21 protein-coding genes are annotated in these 26,954 nt (G+C 60.5%); 6 read left to right on the top strand and 15 right to left on the bottom strand.

Going from position 1 to position 26,954, the window contains the following annotated elements; all coding sequences use genetic code 11:
- Window positions 1–18: 18 nt before the first annotated feature.
- The gene (locus P8A24_RS04840) at window positions 19–2,412 is read left to right on the top strand and encodes an MMPL family transporter (RefSeq protein WP_278057496.1); all 2,394 of its coding nucleotides are present in this window, start codon (window positions 19–21) and stop codon (window positions 2,410–2,412) included.
- A 60-nt stretch (window positions 2,413–2,472) separates the two neighbouring features.
- On the opposite strand, the gene P8A24_RS04845 is transcribed toward P8A24_RS04840, so the two are convergent.
- Together P8A24_RS04845 and aspS are read right to left on the bottom strand one after the other, a co-directional pair.
- Window positions 2,473–3,192 carry a GNAT family N-acetyltransferase gene (locus P8A24_RS04845; protein WP_278057498.1) on the bottom strand — a complete coding sequence of 240 codons (720 nt, stop codon included), beginning with the start codon at window positions 3,190–3,192 and terminating at the stop codon, window positions 2,473–2,475.
- Between the two features lie 38 nt (window positions 3,193–3,230).
- The gene (aspS, locus tag P8A24_RS04850) at window positions 3,231–5,033 is read right to left on the bottom strand and encodes an aspartate--tRNA ligase (protein WP_278057500.1); all 1,803 of its coding nucleotides are present in this window, start codon (window positions 5,031–5,033) and stop codon (window positions 3,231–3,233) included.
- A gap of 265 nt (window positions 5,034–5,298) precedes the next feature.
- Between aspS and P8A24_RS04855 the strand changes: the two genes are divergently transcribed.
- The 3 genes from P8A24_RS04855 (at window position 5,299) to P8A24_RS04865 (ending at window position 9,683) form a co-directional block, all read left to right on the top strand.
- Window positions 5,299–6,072 carry a formate/nitrite transporter family protein gene (locus tag P8A24_RS04855; protein ID WP_278057502.1) on the top strand — a complete coding sequence of 258 codons (774 nt, stop codon included), beginning with the start codon at window positions 5,299–5,301 and terminating at the stop codon, window positions 6,070–6,072.
- A gap of 83 nt (window positions 6,073–6,155) precedes the next feature.
- Complete coding sequence (locus tag P8A24_RS04860; protein ID WP_278057503.1) at window positions 6,156–7,637, top strand: MFS transporter; 1,482 nt, start codon at window positions 6,156–6,158, stop codon at window positions 7,635–7,637.
- A gap of 84 nt (window positions 7,638–7,721) precedes the next feature.
- Window positions 7,722–9,683: a DEAD/DEAH box helicase gene (locus P8A24_RS04865; protein ID WP_278057504.1), complete on the top strand. Its 1,962-nt coding sequence runs from the start codon at window positions 7,722–7,724 to the stop codon at window positions 9,681–9,683.
- A 67-nt stretch (window positions 9,684–9,750) separates the two neighbouring features.
- On the opposite strand, the gene P8A24_RS04870 is transcribed toward P8A24_RS04865, so the two are convergent.
- The 4 genes from P8A24_RS04870 to P8A24_RS04885 are packed head-to-tail and all read right to left on the bottom strand — an operon-like array spanning window position 9,751 to window position 15,138.
- A complete protein-coding gene (locus P8A24_RS04870) occupies window positions 9,751–11,337 on the bottom strand; it encodes a GTPase (protein WP_278057505.1) in 1,587 nt (528 codons plus the stop codon).
- Window positions 11,334–13,058, bottom strand: coding sequence for a P-loop NTPase family protein (locus P8A24_RS04875; protein WP_278057506.1), 1,725 nt, complete (start codon window positions 13,056–13,058; stop codon window positions 11,334–11,336). Before P8A24_RS04875 ends, P8A24_RS04870 begins: the two co-directional genes overlap by 4 nt.
- A complete protein-coding gene (hisS, locus tag P8A24_RS04880; protein ID WP_278057507.1) occupies window positions 13,042–14,379 on the bottom strand; it encodes a histidine--tRNA ligase in 1,338 nt (445 codons plus the stop codon). The genes P8A24_RS04875 and hisS overlap by 17 nt, the downstream gene beginning before the upstream one ends.
- Before the next feature lie 39 nt (window positions 14,380–14,418).
- A complete protein-coding gene (locus tag P8A24_RS04885) occupies window positions 14,419–15,138 on the bottom strand; it encodes an MBL fold metallo-hydrolase (RefSeq protein WP_278057508.1) in 720 nt (239 codons plus the stop codon).
- A gap of 112 nt (window positions 15,139–15,250) precedes the next feature.
- Between P8A24_RS04885 and P8A24_RS04890 the strand changes: the two genes are divergently transcribed.
- Both P8A24_RS04890 and P8A24_RS04895 read left to right on the top strand, forming a co-directional pair.
- Window positions 15,251–16,633 carry a DUF349 domain-containing protein gene (locus P8A24_RS04890; protein ID WP_278057509.1) on the top strand — a complete coding sequence of 461 codons (1,383 nt, stop codon included), beginning with the start codon at window positions 15,251–15,253 and terminating at the stop codon, window positions 16,631–16,633.
- A gap of 95 nt (window positions 16,634–16,728) precedes the next feature.
- Window positions 16,729–17,271, top strand: a complete 543-nt coding sequence (locus P8A24_RS04895; protein WP_278057510.1) for a hypothetical protein — start codon at window positions 16,729–16,731, stop codon at window positions 17,269–17,271.
- On the opposite strand, the gene P8A24_RS04900 is transcribed toward P8A24_RS04895, so the two are convergent.
- The 9 genes from P8A24_RS04900 to P8A24_RS04940 all read right to left on the bottom strand — a co-directional run bounded on the left by P8A24_RS04900 (window position 17,208) and on the right by P8A24_RS04940 (window position 26,874).
- Window positions 17,208–19,514, bottom strand: a complete 2,307-nt coding sequence (locus tag P8A24_RS04900; protein WP_278057511.1) for a RelA/SpoT family protein — start codon at window positions 19,512–19,514, stop codon at window positions 17,208–17,210. The two genes, P8A24_RS04895 and P8A24_RS04900, sit on opposite strands and share 64 nt — an antisense overlap.
- A gap of 103 nt (window positions 19,515–19,617) precedes the next feature.
- A complete protein-coding gene (locus tag P8A24_RS04905; RefSeq protein ID WP_278057512.1) occupies window positions 19,618–20,160 on the bottom strand; it encodes an adenine phosphoribosyltransferase in 543 nt (180 codons plus the stop codon).
- On the bottom strand, window positions 20,160–21,236 hold the full coding sequence (gene secF / locus P8A24_RS04910; protein ID WP_278057513.1) for a protein translocase subunit SecF: 1,077 nt from the start codon (window positions 21,234–21,236) through the stop codon (window positions 20,160–20,162). The genes P8A24_RS04905 and secF overlap by 1 nt, the downstream gene beginning before the upstream one ends.
- The gene (gene secD, locus P8A24_RS04915) at window positions 21,236–23,131 is read right to left on the bottom strand and encodes a protein translocase subunit SecD (RefSeq protein ID WP_278057514.1); all 1,896 of its coding nucleotides are present in this window, start codon (window positions 23,129–23,131) and stop codon (window positions 21,236–21,238) included. The genes secF and secD overlap by 1 nt, the downstream gene beginning before the upstream one ends.
- 22 nt (window positions 23,132–23,153) lie before the next feature.
- Complete coding sequence (gene yajC / locus P8A24_RS04920) at window positions 23,154–23,528, bottom strand: preprotein translocase subunit YajC (protein ID WP_278057515.1); 375 nt, start codon at window positions 23,526–23,528, stop codon at window positions 23,154–23,156.
- Between the two features lie 217 nt (window positions 23,529–23,745).
- Window positions 23,746–24,762 (bottom strand): Holliday junction branch migration DNA helicase RuvB, encoded by a 1,017-nt coding sequence (ruvB, locus tag P8A24_RS04925; protein WP_278057516.1) that lies wholly within the window; start codon window positions 24,760–24,762, stop codon window positions 23,746–23,748.
- 2 nt (window positions 24,763–24,764) lie between these two features.
- Window positions 24,765–25,358, bottom strand: coding sequence for a Holliday junction branch migration protein RuvA (gene ruvA / locus P8A24_RS04930; RefSeq protein WP_278057517.1), 594 nt, complete (start codon window positions 25,356–25,358; stop codon window positions 24,765–24,767).
- 133 nt (window positions 25,359–25,491) lie between these two features.
- Window positions 25,492–26,112 (bottom strand): crossover junction endodeoxyribonuclease RuvC, encoded by a 621-nt coding sequence (ruvC, locus tag P8A24_RS04935; RefSeq protein ID WP_278057518.1) that lies wholly within the window; start codon window positions 26,110–26,112, stop codon window positions 25,492–25,494.
- On the bottom strand, window positions 26,113–26,874 hold the full coding sequence (locus P8A24_RS04940; RefSeq protein WP_278057519.1) for a YebC/PmpR family DNA-binding transcriptional regulator: 762 nt from the start codon (window positions 26,872–26,874) through the stop codon (window positions 26,113–26,115).
- Window positions 26,875–26,954 lie beyond the last annotated feature (80 nt).

Below are 26,954 nucleotides of genomic sequence, written 5' to 3' on the forward strand. Positions count from 1 at the left end.
GAGTGACATAATTAACATATGTTTACCGGTACTGCTCGTCTCGTGAATCGCTTTCCACGATCGATGATCGCCGCCTGGACTGCGGTGGTCGCGCTCGCGCTCGTCGCGGCAATCTGGGGATTCTCAGCGGGCAACCTGTTTACACGTATGGCCACAACCGAGTCGCTCGTGCCCGGCTCGCAGTCCGACGTCGTCCAGTTGGCCGGAGCCTCCGACGCCAACGCTCGAATTCTCGTGTCCGTCACCGGAACCACGGCGCAGGCTACCCAGACTGAACTCGCGAAGCTACGCACCGACGTCGCGAAGGTTGCAACAGTGAACGATCCACTCTCCGTCGCGCAGACATTTGCGAACGAAACTGCAACCCAACGTGAGAAAGCCGTACGCGAAGCGATCACCAAGCACGCAGACGATATCGCCTGGGCACAGGAACGTGCAGTGAGCCAAGCGGGTCCACAACTCGATTACCTTCCTGAAAGCCAGCGCGCCGGCCTCGAGAAACAGATTCGTGCCGAAGCGAAAGCCCAGGCCGAAAAGAAGATCGCTGACGAAGCGCGCAAAGCCGCCGACGCCGAGATCGCGAAGTTGAAGAACCCCGCCCGCGATTTCGCCAGCGAGGGCGGGTTCGCCGTCGTTATTACAATGAGTGAGCCCTCCAAAGAGCAAACCGTGACCGACGCCCTCGCCGCTTTCGATGCCGCGATTGCGCCCGCGCATGCCCGAGCAGTCTCGCCGCACTTGTTCGAGGATGCGGCCCTCAGCCAGGTCACCGCAGACCTCGTCACAGGAGAGACGATCGGCTTGCCCGCAGCTCTCATCTTGCTCATCATCATCTTCGGCGGGTTGCTTGCCGCCGGCCTTCCGCTCGTCACCGCGATCGTGTCGATCCTCATCGGCATGGGGGAAGTGTGGGGCTTGACGTTCGCGACCACCGTTGATTCGTACATCCTCAACGTGTTGTCGATTATCGGTCTCGCCCTTTCGATTGACTACGGACTCCTCATGGTCTCGCGTTACCGCGAGGAAATTGCTCGGGCGCTGGCGCAGCGCGGACTGCCCACAGACGGGAGTGAACGGCCCTCCGACGTCGGAGTGCTCGTTTCGCAAGCCGTCACGGCAACAATCCTCTCCTCGGGCCGCACAATCGCCTACTCGGCGCTGACGATCATCGTCTCGATCGCGGGTCTGCTCACGATGGCTCCGCCGATGATCAAAATGATCGGTGCGGGCGCCATGCTTGTCACGTTTGTCGCCGTCGCCTCGGCGCTCACGCTCCTGCCCGCAATCGTCGTCGTCCTCGGCGAACGCCTCGTGAAGCCGTCGGTGCTCACACGGATTCCCGTGGTGCGCCGCGCACTTCGCGGAGTTGGCGACCAGAGTGAGGACCACGGAGTCTTCTCGCGGATCGCCGCCTGGGTGCATGCGCATCCGTGGCCGGTTCTCGTCGGCACCGTCGCGGTTCTCGCTGTTGCCGCACTGCCGATCGGCTCGTTGCAGATGCGCTCGTCGTTCATCGAGAACGTGCCCCAAAGCTCCGCCGTGGTGATGGGATACGACGAGATCCAGGCCAACTACCCGGCGTTGCGAGCGCCCGAAGCGACGGTGCTATTCGCGAAGGGAACAACGGCAGATCCCGACGCCGTCGCGGCGGTTCCCGGCGTTTCGAGGATCGGCGAAGTCCGGCACATGGCCGGGCTCGACGCCGTCGACGTGTACGTCAGCGCAGCCGACCCCGTGGGACGCGAAGTGACCGATGTCGTCACCTCACTGCGTGAGGCGTTCCCGAGCGCCGACGTCGGCGGCGCAGCTGCAATGCAGGCGGACTTCAACCACGCCGTGATCAGCGCAGCACCGCTCGCAATTGGCATTATGGCAGGGTCCGTTTTGATTTTGCTCTTCCTCATGACGGGATCCTTTGTCGCTCCGATCAAGGCCCTCATCATTAACTCGTTCTCACTGATTGCGGGCATGGGGATCACCACGTTCCTCTTCGAGCATGGCCTCCTTGGTTTGCCGGTCAGCCACGGATTACAGACATTTGTGGTGGCGCTCGCGTTCGCCTTCGGGTTCGGGCTTGCGATGGACTACGAGGTATTTCTGCTGGCGCGTGTGAAAGAGTTCTGGGACGCGGGCGAAAGCAACGATCGTGCAGTCGAGCTTGGGTTGCAGCGTTCCGGGCGGATCATCACCTCAGCCGCTGCCATTATTATCGCCGTCTTCGTTGGGTTCATTTTCGGCGATATGCTCGCGATCAAGCAGATCGGCGTGGCTCTAGCGATCATCGTCTTCCTCGACGCCACGATCGTGCGCATGTTGCTCGTCCCCGCGTTTATGACGCTGATGGGCCGTTGGAATTGGTGGGCGCCTGCGTGGGCGCAAAAGTTTTACGAGAAGTTCCGCCTCGCAGGATAAGAAACGGGCCGACGACGCCGGTGGGTGCGGTGCGTCGTCGGCCCAGTTCCACAGTTTGAACTAGCCAAGCTCAACGAAGGGTTCGCGCCTGCCTTCGATAAGGTGGGCGTCATTGATGAGGCCAACCCGCTTGTAGATCCGGCCCGCTCCTTCGTTCCATGCCCACATGCCGAAGTGGATCGCATCGTGGGTTGTGAGCGCGAGATTGACAGCGCCGACCATGAGGAGCGACGCGTAGCCACGTCCGCGGAATTGTGGCAACGTCCCGAGCCCATGAAAGTAGGCGAAATCCTTGCCCTGGGAGTGAAGGGTTTCGTATCCCATGACGGCCGCGACCTCGTGTTCCTCCGAGAACGCGACGAACCAGGACAGTTTGTCGAAGTTCTCGTTTGCATCCGAGATCGGGTTCGATGCAGCAAGAGCAGCTCGGATCTGCTCAGCATGCTCAGCGAGCTCGTCCGTGCCTCGCGGAAAAATCGCTACACGCTCGGAGCCTGGAAGCTCTGCGAGCGGGCTCTGCGCGTACCAAAACTCCCACCGGTAGCCCCACTCCGGGCCGAGAAACTCCGCAAGGTCCGGATCAAGCGCCTGCCGAATCTGCGTTGTGAGTGTCGAGATGTCGGGACGTTGATCCGCGCGAAGCCGTCTGATCGTCGCGATGGCGAGCGTTGGATCGCCCGTCGCGATCAGCTCACGCTCTCCATTTTTCTCGACCAAGCGTACGCCGAACCGGCGGTCGGACTCCTCAACGAGGATCCGACCGCCGACGCGACCTTGCACGGTCAGCTCCCAAAACTTGGAGCCCAGATCATGCGCTGTCAGTTTTCGTCCTTCTTCTCAGCCTTCTCAGCAGCCTTCTTCGGCTTGGCATCTACGCCAGCCTCCTTGCGCTGCTGAGCGGTGATCGGCGCCGGAGCATCCGAGAGCGGATCCCAGCCGTTGCCGATCTTCGGGAACGCGATAACGTCGCGGATGGACTTGGCGCCCACCAAAAGCGACACAATACGATCCCAACCGAAAGCGATTCCGCCGTGGGGCGGCGCACCGAACTTGAACGCGTCGAGGAGGAAGCCGAACTTCTCCTGCGCCTGCTCTTCATTGAGGCCCATCACCTTGAACACGCGCTCCTGCACGTCGCGGCGGTGGATACGAATCGAACCGCCGCCGATCTCGTTGCCGTTGCAGACGATGTCGTAGGCGTAGGCCAGGGCGTTGCCCGGATCCTGATCGAATGCGTCAAGCCACTCGGGTTTGGGCGAAGTGAACGCGTGGTGCACAGCCGTCCATGCACCGTCGGAAATCGCCACATCACCCTCGGCAACCGCGGCCTTCGCCGGCTTGAACAAAGGTGCGTCAACAACCCAGACGAACGCCCAGTCACCTTCCTTGATGAGGCCGCAACGCTCGCCGATCTCGAGACGGGCCGCGCCGAGAAGCTCACGCGACGCCGTCGGCTCGCCAGCCGCGAAGAAGATGCAATCGCCGTTCTGGGCGCCGGTAGCCTCAAGCAGGCCCTCTCGCTCGGCGTCGGAAATATTCTTCGCCACAGGGCCACCAACCGTGCCGTCTTCTGCAACGGTCACATAGGCCAAACCCTTGGCGCCTCGGGCCTTCGCCCACTCCTGCCACTTGTCGAACGTACGACGCGGCTGAGAAGCGCCGCCCGGCATCACAACGGCGCCCACGTACTCATTCTGGAACACGCGGAACGGGGTGTCTGTGAAGTACTCGGTCAGATCAATGAGCTCCTGGCCGAAGCGCAGATCCGGCTTGTCCGAACCGTACTTCTCCATCGCATCTTTGTACGTCATGTGCGGGATCGGGGTGGACAGATCGTAGCCGATCAGGGCCCAGATCTCCTTGAGAAGATCCTCGGCCACCTTCATCACGTCTTCCTGCTCCACAAAGCTCATCTCGATATCAAGCTGGGTGAACTCTGGCTGACGATCCGCGCGGAAATCCTCATCGCGGTAGCAACGAGCGATCTGGTAGTAGCGCTCCATACCGGCAACCATCAGCAGCTGCTTGAACAGCTGAGGCGACTGCGGAAGCGCATACCACGAACCCGGCGCAAGGCGTGCCGGCACGATGAAATCGCGTGCACCCTCAGGCGTGGAACGAATCAGGGTTGGGGTTTCGATCTCGACGAAATCGTGGCCGTCGAGCACGCGGCGTGCCGCCTGGCTCACCTTTGCACGCAGGCGGATCGCCTTCTGCTCGTACGAACGGCGAAGATCGAGGTAACGGTACTTGAGGCGAGTCTCCTCGTTCACGGAGCCGGCATCTTCAGCGTGGTCCGACACCTGGAATGGGAGCGGCGCCGACGGGTTGAGGATCTCAAGCGATTCGGTCTCAACCTCAATATCGCCAGTAGGAAGATTTGCGTTCGCGTTACCCTCGGGGCGCTCACGCACCACGCCAGTGACCTTCACAACGAACTCACTGCGGAGCTCATGAGCCACTTCCTCACGAACCGTGACTTGGGCGATGCCCGAAGCGTCACGCAGATCGATGAACGCGATGCCACCATGATCACGGCGACGATCCACCCATCCGGTGAGGGTCACTGTGGAGCCGATATCTTCTTTGCGCAGGGATCCTGCCATTCGCGTGCGAAGCACGTGTCCTCCTTATAGTTTTGTCTACACCCGCGAGACGAGCGGGCGGCACTTCGCGCGAGACGGGCGCGGAGCGCCCTACAAGTCTACGCCCCTTGCTCGCCGGCCCGTTCCCCGCACGCCGTGAGCAACCACTCAACTCGCCCTCAACGTCGGGTGTGCACCTGTCGCCGACGGCGGACGCGGGCTTTCGGACGGAAGTCCCGCGCGCACGCTCCCCCACCCTTTAAGATAATCGGGCTAGCAAACCTCCCCGGAAGGACAACCAGTGAGCATCACCGAATCCATCGCAACACAGGCCAAAGTCGGCCTTGCGAAGTCGAATAAAGCCCACCACGTCGGCGGATATCTCACCGGAGGCGCGCTCGCGGGCGCATTCGTTGGCATCGGATGCCTGATCATGTTCGCAGGTGTAGCCAAGCTGTACGTTGCCGGGTCCGCAGTTTCTGGGCTGATGATGGGTCTGACATTCGGCATTGGCCTCGTGCTCGTGGTCTTCGCCGGTGGCGAGCTCGCCACGTCGGGCATGATGATCATGCCGCTTGCGGCGCTCAAGCGCGCGGTGAGCGTTGCACGCGCATCGTGGCTTATCCTCTTTATGCTCATCGGCAATCTGGTGGGTTCGATTGTGATGGCGGCCCTTTTCACGTTCGCGAACGTGTTCGGGAACGATAGCCCAAACTGGCAGATGCTCGACGCCGTCGTCGCCGGAAAGCTCGCCAAGGGGGCACCGGAGGTCTTCTTCCGGGCCGTAATGTGTAACGTCATGGTCTGCCTCGCGATTTGGACGATCGGACGCATGAAGAATGAAGTGGCACAGATTATCGTGATCGCGTGGGCGATCACCGTTTTCGTTGCGGCCGGTTTCGAGCACGTGGTGGCCAACATGACCATCTTTTCCCTCGCTCTCATGAACGACGCCGGTGGCGCAACTTTCGCCAACGTGGCGCTCGCTTTGTTGCTTGCAGGCCTGGGAAACCTCGTCGGCGGAATGGTCGTGGTCGGAGGAACGTTTGCACTTGCCTCGACGATGGAAGAGTAGGCCCACAGTCGTAGCAGATCCGGTGCCACGTTTCATACGTGTCGGTCTTGCACTTTCCTTGAAATTCGCGAAAACATGGGTAAGTGAGCATTAAGGAAGAATTTACACAGTCCCAGAGCGAGTACTGGCTGAAGATGATGTCTGTCATCCTCATCTCGCTCATCGCCTTCGAAACGATCGCGGTAACCACCGTGATGCCGTACGTGGTTGATCTCCTCAACGGGAAGAATCTGTATGCGCTGGCGTCGGGAATTACGCTCACAACACAGCTCATCACCACAGCGCTTGCCGGGCGTTGGGCTGATAACCGCGGCCCGAACCAGCCGCTGCTGACCGGCGCCGCACTGTTCATCGCAGGCCTGCTCATCATTTCGGTCGCGCCGACGGTTGAAGTTGTCGTGCTCGGGCGCGCCGTGCAAGGCCTCGGTTCCGGTCTTGTGGTTGTTCCGCTCTTCGTGCTCGTCGGGGCACACGTCCCCTCACACCGTCAGCCAGCCCTCTTTGCCACTTTTGCCGCTGCCTGGGTTGTGCCTTCCCTGCTCGGCCCTGCCATCGCAGGCCTCATGGTTGAGTACCTGCACTGGCGTGTCGTGTTCGCGGCTGTCCCGCTCATTCTTCTCGCGATGTTCCCAATGCTCGTGTCGAAGCTACGCCAATTCCCCGACACCCATGACCCACACAAACGATTCCGCCTGGGGGACACGTTCACCTTCGCGCTTCTTGTGGGCATTTCCGTGGGCGCTCTTCAGATGCTTTCCGCCCTCGGCGACGACGGCTTTAAGACCTGGGCACTGGCAATGATCGTGATCTGTTCGGCGGCCGCATTCTTCTTCGTTCGCCCACTTGTCCCCCAGGGCACTCTCTCTGCCCGCCGCGGCGTGCCTTCTATTGTGCTCCTCCGTGGCATCGTGTATGGCGCCTACTTTGCGGTGGAAATTTACCTGCCACTGATGCTGAAAAACGTGCACAACTGGGGGCCGAAGCGCGCCGGCCTCGTACTCGCTGCTGGAGCAGTGACCTGGGCGCTTGGCTCGTACTTGCAAAGCCAAGCGAGCGAAGAGCGGCGCAAGCACATCCCGACCATCGGCTTGGTGCTCCAGCTTGTGGGGTCTGCAATTTCGATCGCCGGCTCGTTCCACCAGATCACCGGCATCGTCGTGATTCTCGGCTGGCTCATCGCCGGGCTCGGTACGGGCCTGACCTACCCTCTTCTGCTTGTTTTCGCCCTCGGCCGCACCCCGAAGAGCCGCCACGGCAAGATCTCGGCAGCAGCCCAAATCGCGGATAACATGGGCGCGGCCGCCTGCATTGCCTACGCGGGTATCGCGTACTCGATGGCTGTGGATCTTGGGCATTGGGCTTTCCTTGCCGCGATCTCAACGATGGTTGTCCTCCTCATCGCAGGCCTGGTCGTCTCACGCCGCCTCGGGCTCAACGATCCGTTGCCCGAGGAGATGCGTGGCGAGCTCGCGGCCGAAACCGCTACTTCTGCCGAAAGCGCGGATTCGGAGCCTGTGTTGGAAAGCACCACAGGCGATCCCCACGATTCCCCCGAAAACAAGTAGTGTGGAAGAAGCGGCCGAGCCCCACTAGTTCAGATGTGTTTCCGGGGATGGCCGAGGGGCCGATTCCCCAGATTGGAAATTTTTGTGACCACATTTTCTGAACTTTCCCTGCCCGAAAATATTCTCAAAGCGGTGACCGAACTTGGATTCACCGAGCCTACCGAGATTCAAGAGCAGGCAATCCCCCATCTTCTCCAGGGACAGGACGTCATTGGAGTAGCCCAAACAGGCACCGGAAAAACCGCGGCCTTTGGGCTCCCGCTTCTGACCCACGTCGACCCGGAAAAGGACGAAGTCCAGGCGTTGGTTCTTGCCCCCACACGCGAACTCGCGATGCAGGGAGCCGAGGCTATTTCAACGTTTGCTGCGCAGATTGGTGGGCTCGAGGTCGTCTCCGTGTACGGCGGCTCGCCCTATGGCCCGCAGTTACGCGCACTTGAACGCGGCGCACAGGTGGTTGTTGGCACTCCGGGCCGCATCATGGATCTGATTGATCGCGGTGCTCTCAAACTCGAGCACGTTTCGTACTTTGTTCTTGACGAGGCGGACGAAATGCTGAGGATGGGTTTCGCTGAAGATGTCGACACGATCGCAACGAATCTTCCCGCCGAGCGTATTACTGCCCTGTTCTCCGCTACCATGCCGAACTCGATCCGCAAGGTTGCCGAGTCGCACATGAGCGAGCCGGTCGAGGTCACGGTGACCCGCCCGGCGTCGACCACCGAGACGATCCACCAGACCTACGCCGTCGTCCCCTCGCGCCACAAGACGGGCGCCCTTGCCCGGGTACTCGCGACCACCGACGCCGACGCTGCCCTCGTCTTCGTCCGCACCCGTGCTACCGCCGAGGATCTCACCATCGAGCTGTCAACGCGTGGCGTCCAGGCCGCGGCACTTTCCGGCGACGTCGCGCAGAAGGATCGCGAGAAGCTCGTGAACCGTCTGCGCGAAGGAACGATTGATGTTCTCGTTGCCACCGACGTCGCGGCCCGCGGTCTCGACGTCGAACGCATCGGGCTCGTCGTCAACTACGACGTCCCGAAGGAAATTGACACGTACGTTCACCGTATCGGCCGCACTGGCCGCGCGGGCCGCGAAGGCACGTCCCTCACGTTCGTCACGCCGAAGGAGAAGTTCCGCCTGCGCCGGATCGAAAAGACGACCGGCGCACAGATGGAAGAAGTTGAACTCCCAACGCCAGCCGAGGTTTCCGCTCTTCGTGCATCGCGCCTGGTCGATTCTGCGATCGAGCGCGTCGGCGTGGGCCGCCTGTCCGTCTACGAAAAGGCCGTGGAGAACTTCCTCGCCGCCCAGGCCGAGGCCGACGAGCCAATGAGCCTCGAGCAACTCGCATACGGCTTGCTTGCGCTTGGGGTACGAGACCCTGGCCCGCGCGCCGACGACGAGCCCGAGCATCTGTCCATTCGCGGCGGGCGCGAAGATCGCCACGAGCGTTCAGAGCGCGGCGGGCGCGGGCGCGAAAAGAGCGGACGCAAGACTTTCGACCACGCCGGTACCATGTACCGAGTTGAAGTTGGTAAGAAGGACGGCGTGGCGCCAGGCGCGATCGTTGGAGCTCTGACGAACGAAGGCGGTTTGACCGGCTCCCAACTCGGCAAGATCGACATCTACCCCACTTTCTCGATCGTGGAAATCGAGCATGAGCTCGACGAGCGCACACTTTCGAAGCTTTCGCGCGCCCAGGTTTCGGGCCGTGAGCTCGGTATTCGTAAGGATCGCGGCCCCGCAAAGAGCGGACACAAGCCGTTTAAGCGCGACGGCGGTTTCGGCAAACGCGAGAGCGGGTTCTCCAAGCGGCGCAACCGCGATGGTGATCGGCGCCCCTACTTCGACGACTACGACCCACGCGGGGCGCAGTCGCGCCGCGACCGTGAGCGTTCCTCACACGATTCCTACGAGTTCCGAAAGGCTCGTGCCGACCGTGCCTTCGGTGAGAAGAAGGCCCGCGAGGGCCGCAATGGTTTCCGCAATGCCGGCTTCACAAAAGGTGGTGCCAAAAAGGGAGGCTTCCGCAAGGGCCGGTAGCAAAAAGTAGTGACAATGAATGGGCAGGCTCGTGGGAACCACGAGCCTGCCCATTCATTGTGCATTCTTACGCTTGCGCCCTGCTCATGAGTTTGACGGCGTCAATGAATCCTTCGTACACATGGCGTTCGCCCGTCAGCGGCGCAAGTATGGTTTCTTGCGCGGCCCCGCCGACGGCGGTTTCGATTCGCCGACGCACCCGTCGTTGCGCACGCTCACTGCCCCTCCCAACGAACCATCGGGAAATCGCCGCGAAAAGAAGCCCCGCAATCATTCCGCCGGCGGCCAGGAGCAGAGGGACCTCAACAATTCCGACTCGTGGAGGATCGGGAAGAATAATTCCGATCATCGGCCCGAGGATTTTGAGTCCAAGCCACACATACCCAACAAGCGCGACAGCGGCGAACAGCCATTGAAGCACGTTCACGATCCGCCACCACAACGGCGTACGTTCGTACTCAACGTCGACAGTGCCAAGCAACGGATCGACGTTCGCGAGAAAACCGTTGAGACGCTCCTGGGCACGGTGTTCAACGTCGCGCGCCCACTGCCGCGGCATACCGGCAACGGCGGCGCTCGCGAAGCGTCTGCCTGCGCCGTCGGCTACGGCGAGATGCGCAGGCGCCGCGACGACGCCGGTGGTCGGCGCGACCGTTGTGGGCGCCTTGTCGAGATGAACAAGTTTGAGAGGGTCGCGTTTATTGTGGAGCCATCGGGTGAACCACCAGCTCGTCTTTCTCGTCCCGCGCACCCGGTAGCTTCCGCCGGCAGCCGAGGAGACGGCGTCGGCTCCGCTCGCCTTCGCTACCGCGGCCACGACCGGCTCGAAAGAGGGCATCGCCCCCAGCTCATACTTGCCGTGATCAGCAACCACCCACGCACCGAGACTCTTTGCCACAGCCCGCAGATCCGCCGCGATCTTCACTCGAGCCGCATTTGCCGCATCCATTTTCTGGCCGATACGGCTCGACAGATACTCAATCCCCTCCCCTGTTGCGACGGAGACAGGCACGATGTCGCAATGTACGCCGTCGTTGCGCAGGAGCCGCTCGAGGTCGTCCTCAACGTGGCCACGCTCCGCCGCAGAGAGCAGATCGATCTTATTGAGCGCCACGAGGAGCGAATCTGAATGTTCCCCCAGGTGCGAAAGATAGTCCTCGTGCACGATCGCATCCGCATACTTTTGCGGATCAAGCACCCACACCGTCAAGTCCGCCCGTTCGATGATCGCATGGGCGCGGCGCTGGTGGGCGATCTGGATCGAATCAATATCGGGAAGATCGATGAGCATCACTTTGCCCGAGGAGGAGAAGCGTTGCGCAAGGGCAGCGTTCACGTGGCGCTGAGAGACATCGAGCCAGTCCAGCAACGCCGGCTCGGAATCGGTGCCAACTGCGAGAGGTTCCGACGTCGTTGGGCGAAGCGCGGCAACCCGCGCGAGTTCCTGGCCCACCAACGCGTTCAGTAGCGACGACTTGCCCGAACCCGTTGCGCCAGCGAACGCGATCACGGTGACGTCGTCGCCAACTTGGGTACGTGCAACCGCAGAATCCAGCACCGCACGTGCGTCGCTTGCCACGCGATCGTCAACGAGATCGCTGCCCACCTCCAGGACGCTCCTGAGTGCTCCAATCCCTTCCGCAACGCTGGTCATCGATCCCTCCGGTTCTTCCGGGCGGCGTCGAACGCTTCCGCAAGTTCCTGCGCAACCAGCACGTCCACTCCGCATTCGGCCACAGCTGTATCGAAAACTCCACGGTCAGCCGCAATAAACTGTTGCACGCGCTCGTTCAACATCTGCTTGGCACGTTTGGCGAGCCTGCGAACAGCGTCCTCACCGAAAATTGCCTCGAGCAGTTTCTGAGCGACGACGGCGGTGCCGCCAGCAACCGCTATCTCACCGCCGACCAGCCCTCCCGTCGAAGCAAAAATCACCACAATGAGAGCCACACCAACAACATTGACCGAGGTTGCAAGCACACGCGCCGTGGTTTTCTTCGACGCGCCCTGATCACGCACGAGAGCCAGCACATCGCTTCGCCAATCGTGGACAAGCGCCGCACCGGCAGCCTCTCGATCTGCGCGAGAGCGCAGATCCGACTTGACGCGATCAACCAGCGGTTGCGCCACGCCGACAGTCTCCCAAGCTCGCAGTGATTGCGCGATCGCAGCATCCGTGCGTTCCACAAGCAGCGCAAGGAGGCCGTCGTCGATCGCATCCTCAATGTGAGATGTCGACTGGCCCGCGGAGGGCTTGAAATACCCAGCGATCCGATCGCGCAACGCGCTGACGCCACTTTCGAGCTTGCGCATCCATTCCCCAGCGCCAACCACATCTTGCCAGCGGGTGAGAACCTCACCGCGAAGCAATGAACCATCGACCAGATTCTCTTTGAACTGTTGGTCCGCAGCGTTGAACGCAGTCTCGACGTCCCAGCGGAGCGCGTCGCGAGTGGCCAGTTGGGCATCGTAGCCTGCGCGCACAGACTCCCCTTGCGCAACGAGCGCGCTAATCGCCCCCTCAAGAGTCTGGCGAACGACGACGGAGCGGGCAGCTTCGTCGTCGGCGATCGAGGAGAGAAATGCGCGAAGCGAGGCGACGTCGGCCGGATCGATTCGCCCATCGTTGAGCTCTTGCTCCGCGATCATGAACAGCGGAGCCCGCGCAAGCCCCCGCTCCTCGAGACGCGACACCAAATCTGCTCTCACCTCTGCGCCGACGCCAGGAGGCACACGGTTGAGCACTATCCCGAGAACGATGTCGCGCGAGGCTGCGTCATCGAGCATCGCCCACGGGATTGCGTCACCGTAGCGCGCTGCTGTCGTGACAAAAATCCACAGGTCCGCTGCCGCGAGAAGCTGCGCGGCAAGCCTGCGGTTTTCCTCGACCACCGAGTCGATGTCGGGCGCGTCGAGCAATGCCAAGCCACGAGGCACAGCCTGGGAAGCGATCAGCTCAAGCTCGCCGGCAGAATCCCCCGCGACGTTGCCACTAACTCGGGCGAGCTCCGGCAGCACGCGCACCGACGCAAACGCCTCAGCATCAGCTGGATTGTGCACGAGCGCAGGACGGCGGGTTGTGGGGCGGATCGCGCTTGAACGCACCACGTTTTCGCCGATCAACGAGTTCACAATGGCACTCTTGCCTGCGCCAGTTGACCCTCCGATCACGCATAAGAGCGGCGCATCCAGATTCTGTAGGCGCGGCAGAACATAATCACGCAGTTGGGCCTCAAGATCAGCCACCAGATCGGCGGTATCCTGCGCACCTGCCACAGAGAACGGAAAGTGCACGCGCTCCAGCACTTCCCCCAGGCGGGTCAGGCGCTCAAGGAGATCAGAACCGGGGCGCGGCAAATCATTCATGAGAGGCACTCACCAACTGTGCCACCAGATCCTCGGCCGGAGGCATCCACGCGTGCTCGTCCGCCGCGACCTGCTCGCCTGAGCGAATGTCCTTTACCTGCTCGCTCACGGCCCCGGATTCGTCCTGGGTGAACCAGACAAACGGGATTCCGCGGCGCTCCGCGTAGCGAATCTGCTTGCCAAACTTCTGGGTGTTCGGGGAAACCTCGGTAGCGATCCCGCGCGAACGCAGGGCCATCGCGATCTTTTCCGCGTGACGGCGCTCATCTTCGTTGTTCACAGCGACGAGCACCGCCGTTGGAACCTGACGAGACGCGCTCACCAGCTCCTTGCCGATCACACGCGCAAGGATACGCGAGACGCCAATCGACAGGCCAACGCCTGGGAACGTGCGCTTGCCGTCGCTGACAAGAGAATCGTAACGCCCGCCCGAGCATACCGAGCCGAGATCCTCGTGGCCGATCAACGTCGATTCATAGACCGAGCCTGTGTAGTAATCCAGGCCGCGGGCGATCGACAAATCGGCAGTGACTGAGCCTTCAATAAGCTCGTTCGCACCTTCGATGAGGCGAACAAGCTCGTCCAAGCCTTCATCCAGGAGCTCGTTGCGGAAACCAAGCGCCAGCACGGCGTCGGCAACCGACGCATCGTTTCCGCGGATTTCAGCCAGCTTCAGTGCGAGCTGCGCCTGTTCCTCGGTGGCTCCAACGTTCTGGGCGAGAGTTTCAGCCACACCACGCGGGCCAATCTTGTCCAGCTTGTCCACGATGCGCAGAGTTTCCTCAATGTCCTCAATGCCGATCGCGTCAAAAAAGCCTTGAGCTACCTTACGGTTCGAGGCGCGGATCACTACGCGCGGGATCGGTAGCTTTGACAGGGCATCGACCATCACCAGCGGAAGCTCAATCTCGTGGTGGAACGCAAGCGTATCGGCGCCCACAACGTCCACATCCGCCTGCACGAACTCGCGGAAACGGCCATCTTGCGGACGCTCTCCACGCCAGACTTTCTGAATCTGGTAGCGACGGAAAGGGAAATCGAGCTTGCCAGCATTCTCCAGAACGTAGCGCGAGAGCGGGACCGTGAGATCGAAGTGCAAACCGAGCTCCGCATCCTGGGAATCGCCGCCCTGGAGGCGATTGAGCAGATAGATTTCCTTCGAGGTTTCTCCCTTTGACAGCAGGCGCGACACCGGCTCGACGGCGCGGGTCTCGATACCAGAAAAACCGTGAAGCTCGAAGGTGGAACGGAGCGTATCAAGGACGCGCTGTTCCACAATACGATCTTGGGGAAGCCATTCAGGGAAACCAGACAAGGGTGCAATCTTCATAAAGCCTATTCTTTCACGTATTTGCGGGCATGGCCCAGTTCAGTCGAGGAACATCCGCAGATACGGGTTCGAATTCACCTCGCGGTCCAGGCGGGTTGCCGGACCGTGACCGGGGAACACCCACGTCTCGCCCGGAACTTCACGCACGATCGTCTGCAACGATTTCCCCATTGCACGAGGATCCGATCCGGGCAGATCGGTGCGTCCGATCCCGTTGTTGAACAGCACGTCGCCCGAGAGCATCATGTGCCCACCCTGCCCCGGCGCGAGCGGGAGTTCCTCGCCGTCGTCGACGACGCCGTCGAAGACAAAGACCGTCGATCCTTCCGAGTGGCCGGGCGTCGCAATCGCACGAATCGACACTCCGGGAACGATCTCTTGTGCGCTGCCATAGAACGACGTCGGCAGGATCTGGGCGTTCGTTGGACGCACCCACGACGGCGAGCCCACGGCCTGGAACGCGGCCGCGAGTTGCGGCAACGCTGTGCGAGAGAGCGGATCGTCGAGTCGGTAGAAATCTCCGGCCGGGATATACACAGGAGCATCCCCGGCCACAGCCGCACTGTCCCAGACATGATCGGCGTGCCCGTGCGTGAGCAGAACCGCCCCCAACGTCAGGCCACGCCGCTCGAGGGCCGGCCCTACCCAACGGCTCGCCCCAGCCCCCGTATCGACAACCAACGCAACTTTCGCTCCGGCGTCGGCGAGAACGTAAGTATTCGCACCGATCACTGTTTCACTAAAACGCACAAAAATCATGCATCAACTCTACCGCAGGCGCGTAAAACCGCGAAAAATCGGGAGCATTGCCGTAGAGTGGTGCCGTACGAATACGTGAACGGTATCAATTACCCCGTCTGAAGGAGTCCTCATGTCGGATACCATGCCCACCCCGGCCAGCAACGACGCAGCCGAAACCACCCAGAACACTACTGAAACCACCACACCGACCCCTGCGTCGGCGCCTACCCCGTCCACTCCAGTTGCTCCCGCTCCCCTCACGGAAGCTGAAGCCACTGAAGCCGCCAAGTGGGGCCGAGTCGACGACGAGGGCAACGTTTGGCTTCTCGACAGCCAAGGAAAAGACGTCCGCATCGTTGGTCAGTACACTGCTGGCGGTACAGCAACTGATGCGCTCGCGCTGTACGCGCGCAGGTTCCTCGATCTGCAGTCGCAGGTGGCACTTCTCGAGATGCGCATCAACACGATTTCCCCTGAGGAATCGCGCAAGTCGCACAAGCACCTTGCAGCGCAGCTCGAAGAGCCTGCAGCTATTGGTGATATTGCCGCGTTGCGCACCCGCGTTGACGCCACGCTCCCACTCATTGAGGAGCGAGCCACTGTGGTCGCCGAACAGCGTGCCGAGGCCAAGGCCAAGGCCCTAGAAGAGCGCGAAGCCATCGTGGCGCAGGCCGAGAAGATCTCCGGCCAGGATCCCGCAAAGACTCACTGGAAGAACTCGCGCGCGCAGCTCACTGAACTCCTCGAACAGTGGAAGCATGCGCAACGCCATGGCGCACGCATCGATCGTCCTACCGAGGAAGCCCTGTGGAAGCGATTCTCTTCGGCTCGCACGCAGTTTGATCGCCACCGCCGTCAGTACTTCTCCGAGCGTGATAAGGCAACAAAGGCAACCGTGAGCGCGAAGGAAGATCTGATCCGCCGCGCAACCGAACTCCAGAATTCCACTGATTGGGGCGCCACCTCCGCTGCATACCGTCAGCTCATGAGCGAGTGGAAGGCCGCGGGTCGCGCCGGCCGCAAGGAAGACGACAAGCTCTGGGATCGTTTCCGCGCCGCTCAGCAGGTCTTCTTCGACGCCCGTAACGCCCACAACACCCAGGTTGACGAGGAGTTCGGCGAGAATCTCGCGAAGAAGCTCGAGCTCTTGAAGGAAGCCGAGAAGCTGGTGCCGGTCAAGGATATCGAGGCCGCTAAGGCCGCGATTCGCGAAATCGGCGAACAATGGGATCAGATCGGCCGAGTTCCGCGAGCCGATGTGGGACGCACCGAAGGACGTCTACGCGATATCGAGCAGGCGATCCGTGATGCTGAATCCGAGCAGTGGCGCAAGTCCGATCCTGCGGTTGCCGAGCGTTCGAACGGCATGGCCGCCCAGCTTGAGGCGCTCATCGCAGAGCTCGAGGCCCAGCTCGCTGAGGCGAAGGCGGCCGGCAATGAGAAGAAGGTCAAGGAATACACCTCGGCCCTCGAAGCGCGTAAGCAGTGGCTTGCAGCCGTTCAGGCAGACTGAGTTGATATAGCACACAAGTGCTTCACGGGGTGGGGGATTTCCACAGGTGTGGAAATCCCCCACCCCGTTTTTGCGTGATGCCCCATGCTTGGAACATGGTTGAACTGTTCATGGATATCCCCAAGCGCCAACGCCAATGTTTTGAAAACGAGGGCCTCGTTGTGCAGGTCGGAAATCTCGGGTTGGTCGGGAGCGATCTTGTTGCCACGCGCACCGACCGCGCCCGGATCGTTGCCCTTGCCTACGGCGGAAATATCGCGATCCGCCACACTGCCTTGTGGATTTATACGGGAAACGTGACGCCGAACTTCCACGAGCATGTCGAAACGATTGGCGCGCACAGTGATATCGCCAAGCGCAGAAAATACGCCCCGTCGGATCTGGTCACGATCGGCTCGTTACTGGTCACCACGCCGGAACGCACCCTCATCGACCTTCTTCTCGACGACGTCCCGTGCGCGCTCGCCAACATTCATTCACTCGTACGCGCAGGGTGCGATCTGACTGCTGCGGCACGCCGAGCCGGACAGATCGAAGGTATTCACGGCATCGCACGAGTACGGACGATCGCACGTCAGTTGCCAGCGTCAGTAGTGACGCGGCGATCAGACTCACGCTTCGACCCCACCACTCGATAGGCGTCGTACACGCCATCGATCTTGCGTAGCTCCTTCAAAACCACCGTGAGGTGGCGAGGATCGCCCATTTCGAACTGGAAAGTGGAACGAGCCACTCGCTCCTTCGAGGTACTCATCGAGCCCGAAAGCATGTTGATATCGTGGTCCGAGAGGACCTTCGAGATATCCGCGAGGAGGCCGCGTCGATCGAGAGCCTCGATCTGTACCTGAACAACAAACACAGCGTCCTGAGCATCCGCCCACTCGATCGCGATGAAGCGATCGGGATCGCGTTGCAAACTTGCCACGTTCGGGCAATCCTTGCGGTGCACGGAGATACCATTGCCACGCGTGATGAACCCGACGATCGGATCCGGTGGCACCGGAGTGCAACACTTGGCAAGCTTGACTAGCACGTCGGCATCTTCAATCGACGAGACGACGACAGCCGAGCCAGCCTCCCCCGAACGCCGCGAAATACGCGTCGGCGTGACCGCCTCCGCCATCGTTTCCTCCGCGCCCGCGAGCCCTCCCTGCGAGGAGATCAGCTTCCGGACCACAGACTCCGACGAAATGTTTCCCTCGCCGATCGCGGAATACAGATCCGTGACGTCCTTACGGTTGAGATCCTGAGCGACGGCGCGGAGGGTCTCGTGAGACATCAGACGCTGCACGGGCTGATTCTTGCGGCGAATCGCCTTTGCGAGCTTCTCCTTGCCCTCTTCGATTGCTTCCTCGCGGCGCGACTTCGTGAACCACGACTTGATCTTCGCTCGCGCACGAGGAGTAGCCACAAAATCGAGCCACCCGCGCGAAGGCCCCGCATCGGACGACTTCGCGGTGACAATTTCCACGGTGTCACCTGATTCCAGCTTATGATCGAGAGTCACGAGGCGATCATTAACCTTGGCGCCCACAGTGCGGAAGCCGACCTCGGTGTGCACGGCGAAAGCGAAATCAACAGGCGTGGATCCGGCCGGAAGTTCCATCACCTCGCCTGCGGGGGTAAACACATAGACTTGGTTACCCGACATCTCGTAACGGAGCGAATCAAGGAACTCCGACGGATCAGCAGTATCACGCTGCCAATCAACGAGCTGACGGAGCCACTCCAGCTGAGCGTCCTCCTGCTTCTCGTGGCCAGTGCCCTTGGTGGCGTTGGGATTCTCCTTGTAGCGCCAGTGAGCGGCAACGCCGAACTCAGCGCGCCGATGCATCTCGTAGGTGCGGATCTGCACCTCGACGGTTTTGCCACCTGGGCCCATCACCGTTGTGTGGATCGACTGATAGAGATTGAACTTCGGCGAGGCGATGTAATCCTTGATACGACCCTGGATTGGAGTGTATGCGGAGTTAACGATGCCAAGCGTGGTGTAACAATCCTGAACCTCGTTGACCAGAACTCGCACACCAATGAGATCGTAAATATCTTCAAAATCTCGGCCGCGAAGGATCATCTTCTGATAGATCGAATAGTAATGCTTCGGGCGCCCAGAAATCGTACACTTCACTCCGGCCTTCGCCAGCTCAGATTGGATCTTCGCCTTGATGTCTTCCAAGAAGCGTTCACGTTCTGGCGCGCGCTCCTGCACCATCTGCTCGATCTCCGCATACACAGCAGGATAGAGCGTACGGAAGGAGCGATCCTCGAGCTCCCACTTGATCGAATTCATGCCCAGGCGATGAGCGAGCGGAGCGAAAATCTCGAGGGTTTCGCGCGCTTTGCGCTGTGCCGAGCCGGCCTCCACATAGCGCCATGTGCGCGCATTATGCAGACGATCACCGAGCTTAATGAGCAAGACGCGGATGTCTTTCGACATCGCGATCACCATCTTGCGCACAGTTTCAGCGGCAGCAGCCTCACCGTACTCGACCTTGTCGAGTTTGGTGACGCCGTCGACCAACAACGCCACCGTTTCACCGAATTCGCGGGAAAGCTCCTTGAGTGTGTAGTCGGTATCTTCAACAGTATCGTGAAGGAGCGCAGCGACAATCGTATCTTCGTCCAACCCGAGCTCTGCCAGAATAGTGGCGACGGCGACCGGGTGCGTAATGTAGGGCTCGCCCGACTTACGCTTCTGCCCACGATGCTTTTCTTCAGCGACAACGAAGGCCCGCAAAATGCGTTGCTCGTTGAGCCCGCGGCCTTCGATCGCAGCCATAATCGGCTCGAGAAGAGCAGGGACCTTCAGTGACTTCTTACCGCCCAGCCACGCAAAACGCGAACGTAAACGTGTAGGCACTGCACCAGTGTTGTCGCTCATACGCAGATTCTACGACATAGCACACCATTCATGCGTAGCGTGGTCAGCTGATGGCACAAGAAATGTGGGGAGCGCTTTGCGCTCCCCACATAACGTTCACAACTCAGTACGCGATAACAGAGTCGATCGGAATATCTCCGCCGAGGCGTTCACGGCCGCCAAGGTCCTTGAGCTCGAGTAGGACGCACAGCGCAGCTGGAACAGCTCCCGCCTGTCGAATCAGATCGAAAGCGGCGCCTGCAGTACCACCGGTGGCAAGGACATCGTCGATGACCAAGACGCGGTGCCCATCTTCCACAGTGAACGGCTGGAGTTCCATTCGCGCCGAGCCATACTCGAGATCATAATCGACGCCGACGACGGGGCCAGGCAGTCGCCCTGCCTTACGGACCGTCAGCATTCCGACGCCGAGAGCAACAGCGAGCGGGGCGCCGAGGATGAAGCCACGAGATTCGAGGCCGGCAACTGCATCTACTTTGCCACGATAGTGATCCGCCAGCATATCAATCAATGCTTTAAAGCCCTCAGCATCGGCAATGAGCGGAGTGATATCACGGAAGAGCACTCCACGCGCTGGGAAATCCTGGACCTCGCGGACGTGCGAGCGCACGATCTCAACGGTGTCTTTCGGGAAAACTTCGGACATCACTTCTTCTTTCGTTTCTTTGCGCCGCTTTTGGAGCGCACGTGAGACGACTCAATGTTACCTGAGTTCTCATCTGTTGAGGCCAAGTTCGCGGCCTTGTCTCGTGATTCGGACCGCATCTTGAGCACCGCCGCGGTATGTTCTTTCACCGCGTCGTTTCGCATTCCCAGAGCAACCGCGAACGGCGCCGCAAGGAAGATCGATGATAGCGTCGACAGGATCATACCCACGAACATCACGAGCGCGAGATCGCGCAGCGTATCGGCACCCAGCAAGTACACGCCAACGAAAAGCACGCTCATCACCGGTAGCAGACCCGTGATCGAGGTGTTCAACGAACGAATCAAAGTCTGGTTGATGGCGAGGTTCGCCGACTCTTCGTACGTCATGTCGTTCTGGCCGCGCAGCTCGACGGTATTCTCGCGAACCTTATCGAACACCACCACGGTGTCGTAGAGCGAGTAGCCCATGATGGTCAACAGACCAATCACAGTTGCCGGAGTGATCTCGAAACCACCGATCCAGTACACACCGAGCGTGACGATAAAATCGTGGAGCAGGGCGCCCATCGCGCCGACAGCGATTGCCCACGAGCGAAAATAGATGGTCATGATGAGCGAGACGATCACCATGAACACGATCATTGCTCGGATGGCCTTCGACATAATGTCCGCACCCCAAGACGGGCCGATGAACGTCGATGTTACTTCGGTTTCGCTCACTTTGTAGGCGCTTGCCAATTCGGCTCGAACCTTCTGAGTTTCCTGATCGGAGAGCTGGCCAGTCTGGACACGGATCGTATCGCTGCCCACGTTCGTCACGCGCGGGGCGGAATCCTTACCGATTTTGGTCACGACGTCGGTGGCGGGCTTGAGATCAGTGACTGCGGTTCCCGAAACGGTGAACTGCGAACCACCTCGGAACTCGATACCGAGGTTCGGCGTGATCGTCGCAAACGAAATCAGCGAAACCAGCACAAGCGCAATCGCAGCGCTAAACCAGTACATGCGCTTCTGGATTAGCGGGTAGGAGGTCTTACCCGAGTAGAGGTTATTTCCCCAGGAGTACATTGACATCAGTTCTCCCCTTTCGCTGCCTGGCGCTGCTGGCGACGTTCACGTGCCCGCAGTTGCGCAAGTGATTCTCCATCGCGGCGCTCAAGGCGCGATGTTTTCTTCGCCGTCGAGTGATCGGAGACGAAACGCTCATCTGGATATTCGTCAGCAGATAGCGCACGATCTTCCAGACCAGTCACGCCGGCGCGTGCCTTCTTCTTAGGCTCAAACGAGCGGACACGACCTCGGCCCTGGTACAGGGCCGGCCCCTCGAGCTTGGCTGTGTTAAGGCCCGAATACGGCTTGCCCTCACCGAAGAACTTCGTCCGCCCTAAGTAGTGCATGAGCGGGTAGGTGAACATCATAACGACGATCAGATCGAGGACCGTGGTGATGCCCAGGGTGAAGGCAAAGCCTCGAACCGAGCCAACCGTCAGGATGTACAGCACGATCGACGCAAGGAGGTTCACTGCGTCGGAGACGATGATGGTACGCCGTGCGCGCAACCAGCCGTGCTGGATCGCACCAGGAACGGTACGACCATCGCGAATCTCGTCCCTAATGCGCTCAAAGTACACGATGAAAGAATCGGCTGTCACGCCGATCGAGACGATCATTCCGAGCACGCCAGCCATCGACAATCGGTACCCCATCGCCCATGACAACAAGGAGATCACGAAGTAGGACAGGCCTGTAGACAGGAGAATCGAGATCACGGAAACCACGCCCAACGCGTGGTACTGCCACACCATGTAGGCGACGATGATAAGCAGGCCAATGAGACCAGCGATCAGACCCGACTGGAGCTGATCAGTACCGAGGGTCGCGGAAATCTGCTCCTCAGACTGAACCTGGAAGTTCAACGGAAGCGAGCCGAAGCTCAGCTGGTTCGCCAGCGCCGCCGCTTCCGGTGCTGTGAACGAACCGGTGATCTGAGCACCACCCGAGATTCGACCGCTCGGCACCGGCGCAGAAAGCACCTTTCCATCGAGGACGATCGAGAACTGGTTGCGCGGGCTCTGAAGCTGCGAAATGCGGGCGGTCGAATCGGCAAACGCCTTCGAGCCTTCCGAGTTGAACTCCATGTTCACCGCGTATCCGCCACTCGGCGTGCCCTGCGCGTTCAGCGCCGGGCCAGACGTCGCCTGAGTGATCTGCCCGCCTTCAACCTCGGCAGGGCCAAGAATGTACTTTGTGGTGCCCGTAGCATCACACGCCACGAGTGCCTTCTTGGGATCGTCGCCTGTGGCCGCGAGCTGAGCCGCCTGTGAACCACACTCCAGAAGGTACATATCCTGCGTGGTCTTCTCAGTGATCCACGCGGTATCCGACGGATCTGCCGGCTTCTTTTCCGGCGCGTCAGAAATCTTGCCGTCGCCGTTGATATCGGCCAGAGCAGCGATATTCTTCTTGATATCTTCTGGAGTCATCGCCTTGTCTGTGCCTGCAACGAGCTTCTTACCAGCCGTCTTCATGGCCTGGGCGATCGCCGCAGCGTCAAGCTTCTGGCTTTGCATGATCGCGAGGACTGGGCGCATACGCAGCACCGCCGAGGTGCGAACAAGATTCAGGGTTTCCTTGGAGGGGTTTCCCGGAAGACCGACCACGATATTAGAGCCGCCCTGCGAGTTAATCTCTGCTTCAGCAACGCCTGAGGCGTCGACTCGCTGACGGATAATTTCGATCGCCTGGGACACGTCGTCTGCAGTGACATCGCGCCCATCGGTTGCAACCGGGGTGAGGATGATCTGCGTGCCGCCCTCAAGATCGAGAGCGAGATCAGGAGTGAAACGATTCTTGTGGGTGGTGAGCGTGCCGTACGCGAGTGCACCCACGAGAGCCACGATCAACACACACAAGGCCACGAGTGGCTTGTAGAGCTTAGGTTTCACTGCCGCGTGAGAGGAGTGAGACATTGAACTTCCTTTACTGAGGAGTTTACTTGGCCGAATCCGGCTCAGAGAACGGCCCGTTCTCCTCCGGCTTTTGCGAGAACGGGGAGGGGGCGTCGACGTCGGACCCGGGCTCGTCGTCGGCGACGTAGCCGAGCGGCAGATCCATCTGCTGAAGGATCGCACGCTTCATCCACACGGTCTCATCCCCCGACGGAGACTCAAGCGTGACGGCGTCGCCGTCGATGTCGACAATCCGGCCAAAAAATCCGGACGTGGTGACGACGTTCGTGCCGACAACAAGCGCCTTTTCACGCTCTTCAGCCTGCTTCGCTTGGGCCTTACGAGCACCGCGCGACATGAACCACATGAGGGCAACCATCACCAGCAGGATGATGATCAGCTCGAAACCACCAGGCATAAATAAATCCTTCAATCAGACAGCGGCCGCACTGGCCATAACGGATAAACTCTACCCGAGTAGCGGGAAAATCACAGAGAATTCCACACAATAGTAACGAGATACTCACGTCGAATCGTCTCGTGAAGCCGAATGATGGACGGCGTTCAGCCCAAATATCGTGGAACCGCCTCGACGACCGCACTGATTCACACCGAACGAGTGAGCGCACCGCGGTTCAGCTGAAGAGTGTGCCCTCTTCAGGAGGCGTGAGCCCAAGGTGTGCCCACGCCAGAGGCGTGGCCATACGGCCGCGCGGGGTACGAACAATGAATCCTTCGCGCACCAGGTACGGTTCGGCGACAGTCTCCACCGTTTCCGGCTCCTCTCCAACCGATACAGCGATCGTTGCGAGGCCGGCAGGCCCCCCATTGAAGCGTCGGCAAAGCACATCCAGCACGGCGCGATCGAGCCGATCGAGGCCGAGCGAATCGACCTCGAACACATCCAGCGCCGCCTTCGCCGCCGCGAGATCGAGCACGCCAGAACCTCGGACCTGCGCCCAATCTTGAACTCGACGAAGGAGACGATTGGCAATTCGCGGGGTTCCGCGCGAACGCGAGGCGATCTCGTGGGCTGCCTGCGTATCGATCTGCGCATTGAGTTTGAGCGCGTTCGCACTGACAATCTGAGCAAGTTCATCGACCGTGTAGTAATCCAGGTGAGCCGTGAAACCGAAGCGATCTCGAAGGGGTGCCGGTAACAGGCCAGCGCGCGTGGTAGCCCCAACGACAGTGAAAGGAGGCAATGGGAGCGGGATCGACGTAGCGCCCGGCCCCTTCCCTACCATCACGTCCACTCGAAAATCCTCCATTGCCAGGTAGAGCATTTCCTCAGCGGTGCGGGCAAGGCGGTGGATTTCGTCGATGAAGAGAACATCGCCTTCCTGCAATGCGGAGAGCACAGCAGCGAGATCACCAGGCTTTTGGATCGCTGGCCCAGAGGTGAGACGCAACGAACCCACCACCTCGGCCGCAATAATCATCGCCAGAGTGGTTTTCCCCAAACCCGGAGGACCAGAAAGCAACACGTGGTCTGGCGATTTTGCGCGCGCGATCGACGCATCAAGAACGAGCGAAAGCTGGTTGCGCACTGTTTCTTGACCAACGAACTCACTCAGGCGCTTCGGCCGGAGCGCGGCCTCCTGGGCGCGCTCCGTATCGATGGCATCCGGCGCCATATCGAACTGCGACATCCTTACCTCCGAGATCCAAGCACTTGCAGCGCGGCGCGCAACAACTCCGGAACACTCGAACCTGCGCCATTTTCGCGTGCCGCACGGATAGCTTCTTCGGCCTCCGATTCACGCCAGCCGAGCGAGATCAAGCCTTCGAGAACAGCCGGGTCAATTGCCTCACTAGTTCCACCAGCCGCTGGAGCCTCTCCCAACACCGGGCCAAGCTTATCGCCGATTTCGAGGATCATTCGCTGCGCGCTCTTCTTTCCGATCCCTGGGACACGCCCAAGTGCCTTCTCGTCCCTTGACGCGAGAGCACGCCGAAGTTCATCAGGCGTGAATACCGCCAGTACGGCTAGCGCAATCTTTGGGCCGATCCCCGAAACGCCGGTGAGGGTTTCGAAGACGGACTTTTCGTCCGTTGATGCGAAGCCAAATAAAGTCATCGAATCTTCGCGGACCACCAGTGACGTCCAGATATGAACCTCGTGCCCGATCTGCAAACGCGACAGCGTGTTCGGGGTGGCGAGAACCTGATACCCGACCCCGGCCACGTCGATCACTGCGCTCGAGATCCCAACCTGTAGTACTTCACCACGAAGAGACGCGATCACCACTCCACCTTTCGAACGTTTGTACGATTGTATCGCATGCGCCAGTCATTACGTGCAACAACACCGCCAGCTCAAGTGCCCTTGCTGCGAGTACCGACGACGTTGGCGTGACACTTCCCGACAAGGGTGCGCCTCACTCTGGGGCAACCGCGCCGTGACGACGGGCGAGGCGTTCGGCGTCAGCCCACATTTTCTGGGCGGGTGTGAGCCCTGGCCCCGCATTGTCGGGGAGCATGCCAGCACCGCCATGCTGGGCACGCGTTGTATCGACCATGTGGTCCGCTCCCCCGCGCCACGCCTGCGTGATCGCGATTGCCAAAGCGTCGGCCGCATCCTTCGGACGTGGAAGTTCTGGCAAGCCGAGGATGCGTTGGACCATCTGCTGGACCTGAAGCTTTTGCGCCCGGCCGTTACCCGTCACCGCCGCTTTCACCTCCGACGGTGTGTGGGAACCGAGCGCTGTTCCAGCACGGGCAGCGGCCAGCAGCACGACGCCAGCGACCTGCGCGGTGCCTGTCACTGAGCGCACATTCTCTTGAGCAAACACACGCTCGTAGGCGACCACGTCCGGATGGAACCGAGCGATTTTCTCCTCAAGAGCGTTGAAGATTGTCAATAGACGCCGATGTGGCGCGACCCTGGGATCGGTTCGCGCCACATCAACGTCGAGCATTCGAACGCGACGGCCGCCTTCGGCTTCAATCACGCCAAGGCCGCAACGCGTCAATCCGGGGTCGACTCCCAGAATGATCATTTACTCGTCCGACTCCATTTGAGCCGCGATCTCCTCAGGGATATCGAGGTTCGAGTAGACGTTTTGGATGTCGTCGATATCGTCGAGGGCATCGATCAGGCGAAGCACCTTGTTCGCCGCCTCGACCGAATCCACGCTGACCTTCACGTCCGGCACGAACTGGACTTCAGCGGAGTTGTAATCCATGCCAGCTTCCTGCAACGCGCTACGGACGGCAACGAGGTCGTTCGGCGCAGAAATCACCTCGAAAACATCGCCTTCCTCATTCACTTCCTCAGCACCGGCGTCGAGGACAGCCATGAGGATGTCGTCTTCCGTGTTCCCCTCAGCGGGAACCTCAACAACGCCCTTGCGGTGGAACATGAACGACACCGAGCCCGGATCCGCGAGGGTGCCGCCGTTGCGGGTCAGGCCAACACGCACGTCCGAGGCTGCGCGGTTACGGTTGTCGGTCAGACATTCGATCAGCACGGCAACTCCACCCGAGGCGTAGCCTTCGTACATGATGGTTTCGTAGTTAACGGCATCGGCGCCTTCACCCGAACCACGCTTGACTGCACGATCGATGTTATCGGCCGGAACCGAGTTCTTCTTCGCCTTCTGGATCGCGTCGAACAGCGTGGGGTTACCAGCGGGATCGCCGCCGCCCGTACGGGCCGCAACTTCAATGTTCTTGATCAGACGCGCAAACAGCTTGCCGCGCTTGGCATCAATCGCCGCCTTCTTGTGCTTCGTGGTTGCCCACTTTGAGTGTCCGGACACAGATTCTCCTTCGTAAGTTCACAAAATTCCGTGTCTATAATAGCGCGTCCTCGCCTCCCGACACCGGTAGCTCGCTCACA

Origin of the sequence: Arcanobacterium wilhelmae (assembly GCF_029632765.1) — a bacterium.
Taxonomy (GTDB): domain Bacteria; phylum Actinomycetota; class Actinomycetes; order Actinomycetales; family Actinomycetaceae; genus Arcanobacterium; species Arcanobacterium wilhelmae.

Excerpts from the sequence above, each read along its gene's own strand:
- P8A24_RS04840 (WP_278057496.1), top strand. The coding sequence starts at position 19 with ATGTTTACCGGTACTGCTCGTCTCGTGAATCGCTTTCCACGATCGATG.
- P8A24_RS04870 (WP_278057505.1), bottom strand. The coding sequence starts at position 11,337 with ATGACCAGCGTTGCGGAAGGGATTGGAGCACTCAGGAGCGTCCTGGAG.
- hisS (WP_278057507.1), bottom strand. The coding sequence starts at position 14,379 with ATGAAGATTGCACCCTTGTCTGGTTTCCCTGAATGGCTTCCCCAAGAT.
- P8A24_RS04885 (WP_278057508.1), bottom strand. The coding sequence starts at position 15,138 with ATGATTTTTGTGCGTTTTAGTGAAACAGTGATCGGTGCGAATACTTAC.
- P8A24_RS04890 (WP_278057509.1), top strand. The coding sequence starts at position 15,251 with ATGTCGGATACCATGCCCACCCCGGCCAGCAACGACGCAGCCGAAACC.
- P8A24_RS04895 (WP_278057510.1), top strand. The coding sequence starts at position 16,729 with ATGGTTGAACTGTTCATGGATATCCCCAAGCGCCAACGCCAATGTTTT.
- P8A24_RS04900 (WP_278057511.1), bottom strand. The coding sequence starts at position 19,514 with ATGAGCGACAACACTGGTGCAGTGCCTACACGTTTACGTTCGCGTTTT.
- P8A24_RS04905 (WP_278057512.1), bottom strand. The coding sequence starts at position 20,160 with ATGTCCGAAGTTTTCCCGAAAGACACCGTTGAGATCGTGCGCTCGCAC.
- secF (WP_278057513.1), bottom strand. The coding sequence starts at position 21,236 with ATGTCAATGTACTCCTGGGGAAATAACCTCTACTCGGGTAAGACCTCC.
- secD (WP_278057514.1), bottom strand. The coding sequence starts at position 23,131 with ATGTCTCACTCCTCTCACGCGGCAGTGAAACCTAAGCTCTACAAGCCA.
- yajC (WP_278057515.1), bottom strand. The coding sequence starts at position 23,528 with ATGCCTGGTGGTTTCGAGCTGATCATCATCCTGCTGGTGATGGTTGCC.
- ruvB (WP_278057516.1), bottom strand. The coding sequence starts at position 24,762 with ATGTCGCAGTTCGATATGGCGCCGGATGCCATCGATACGGAGCGCGCC.
- ruvC (WP_278057518.1), bottom strand. The coding sequence starts at position 26,112 with ATGATCATTCTGGGAGTCGACCCCGGATTGACGCGTTGCGGCCTTGGC.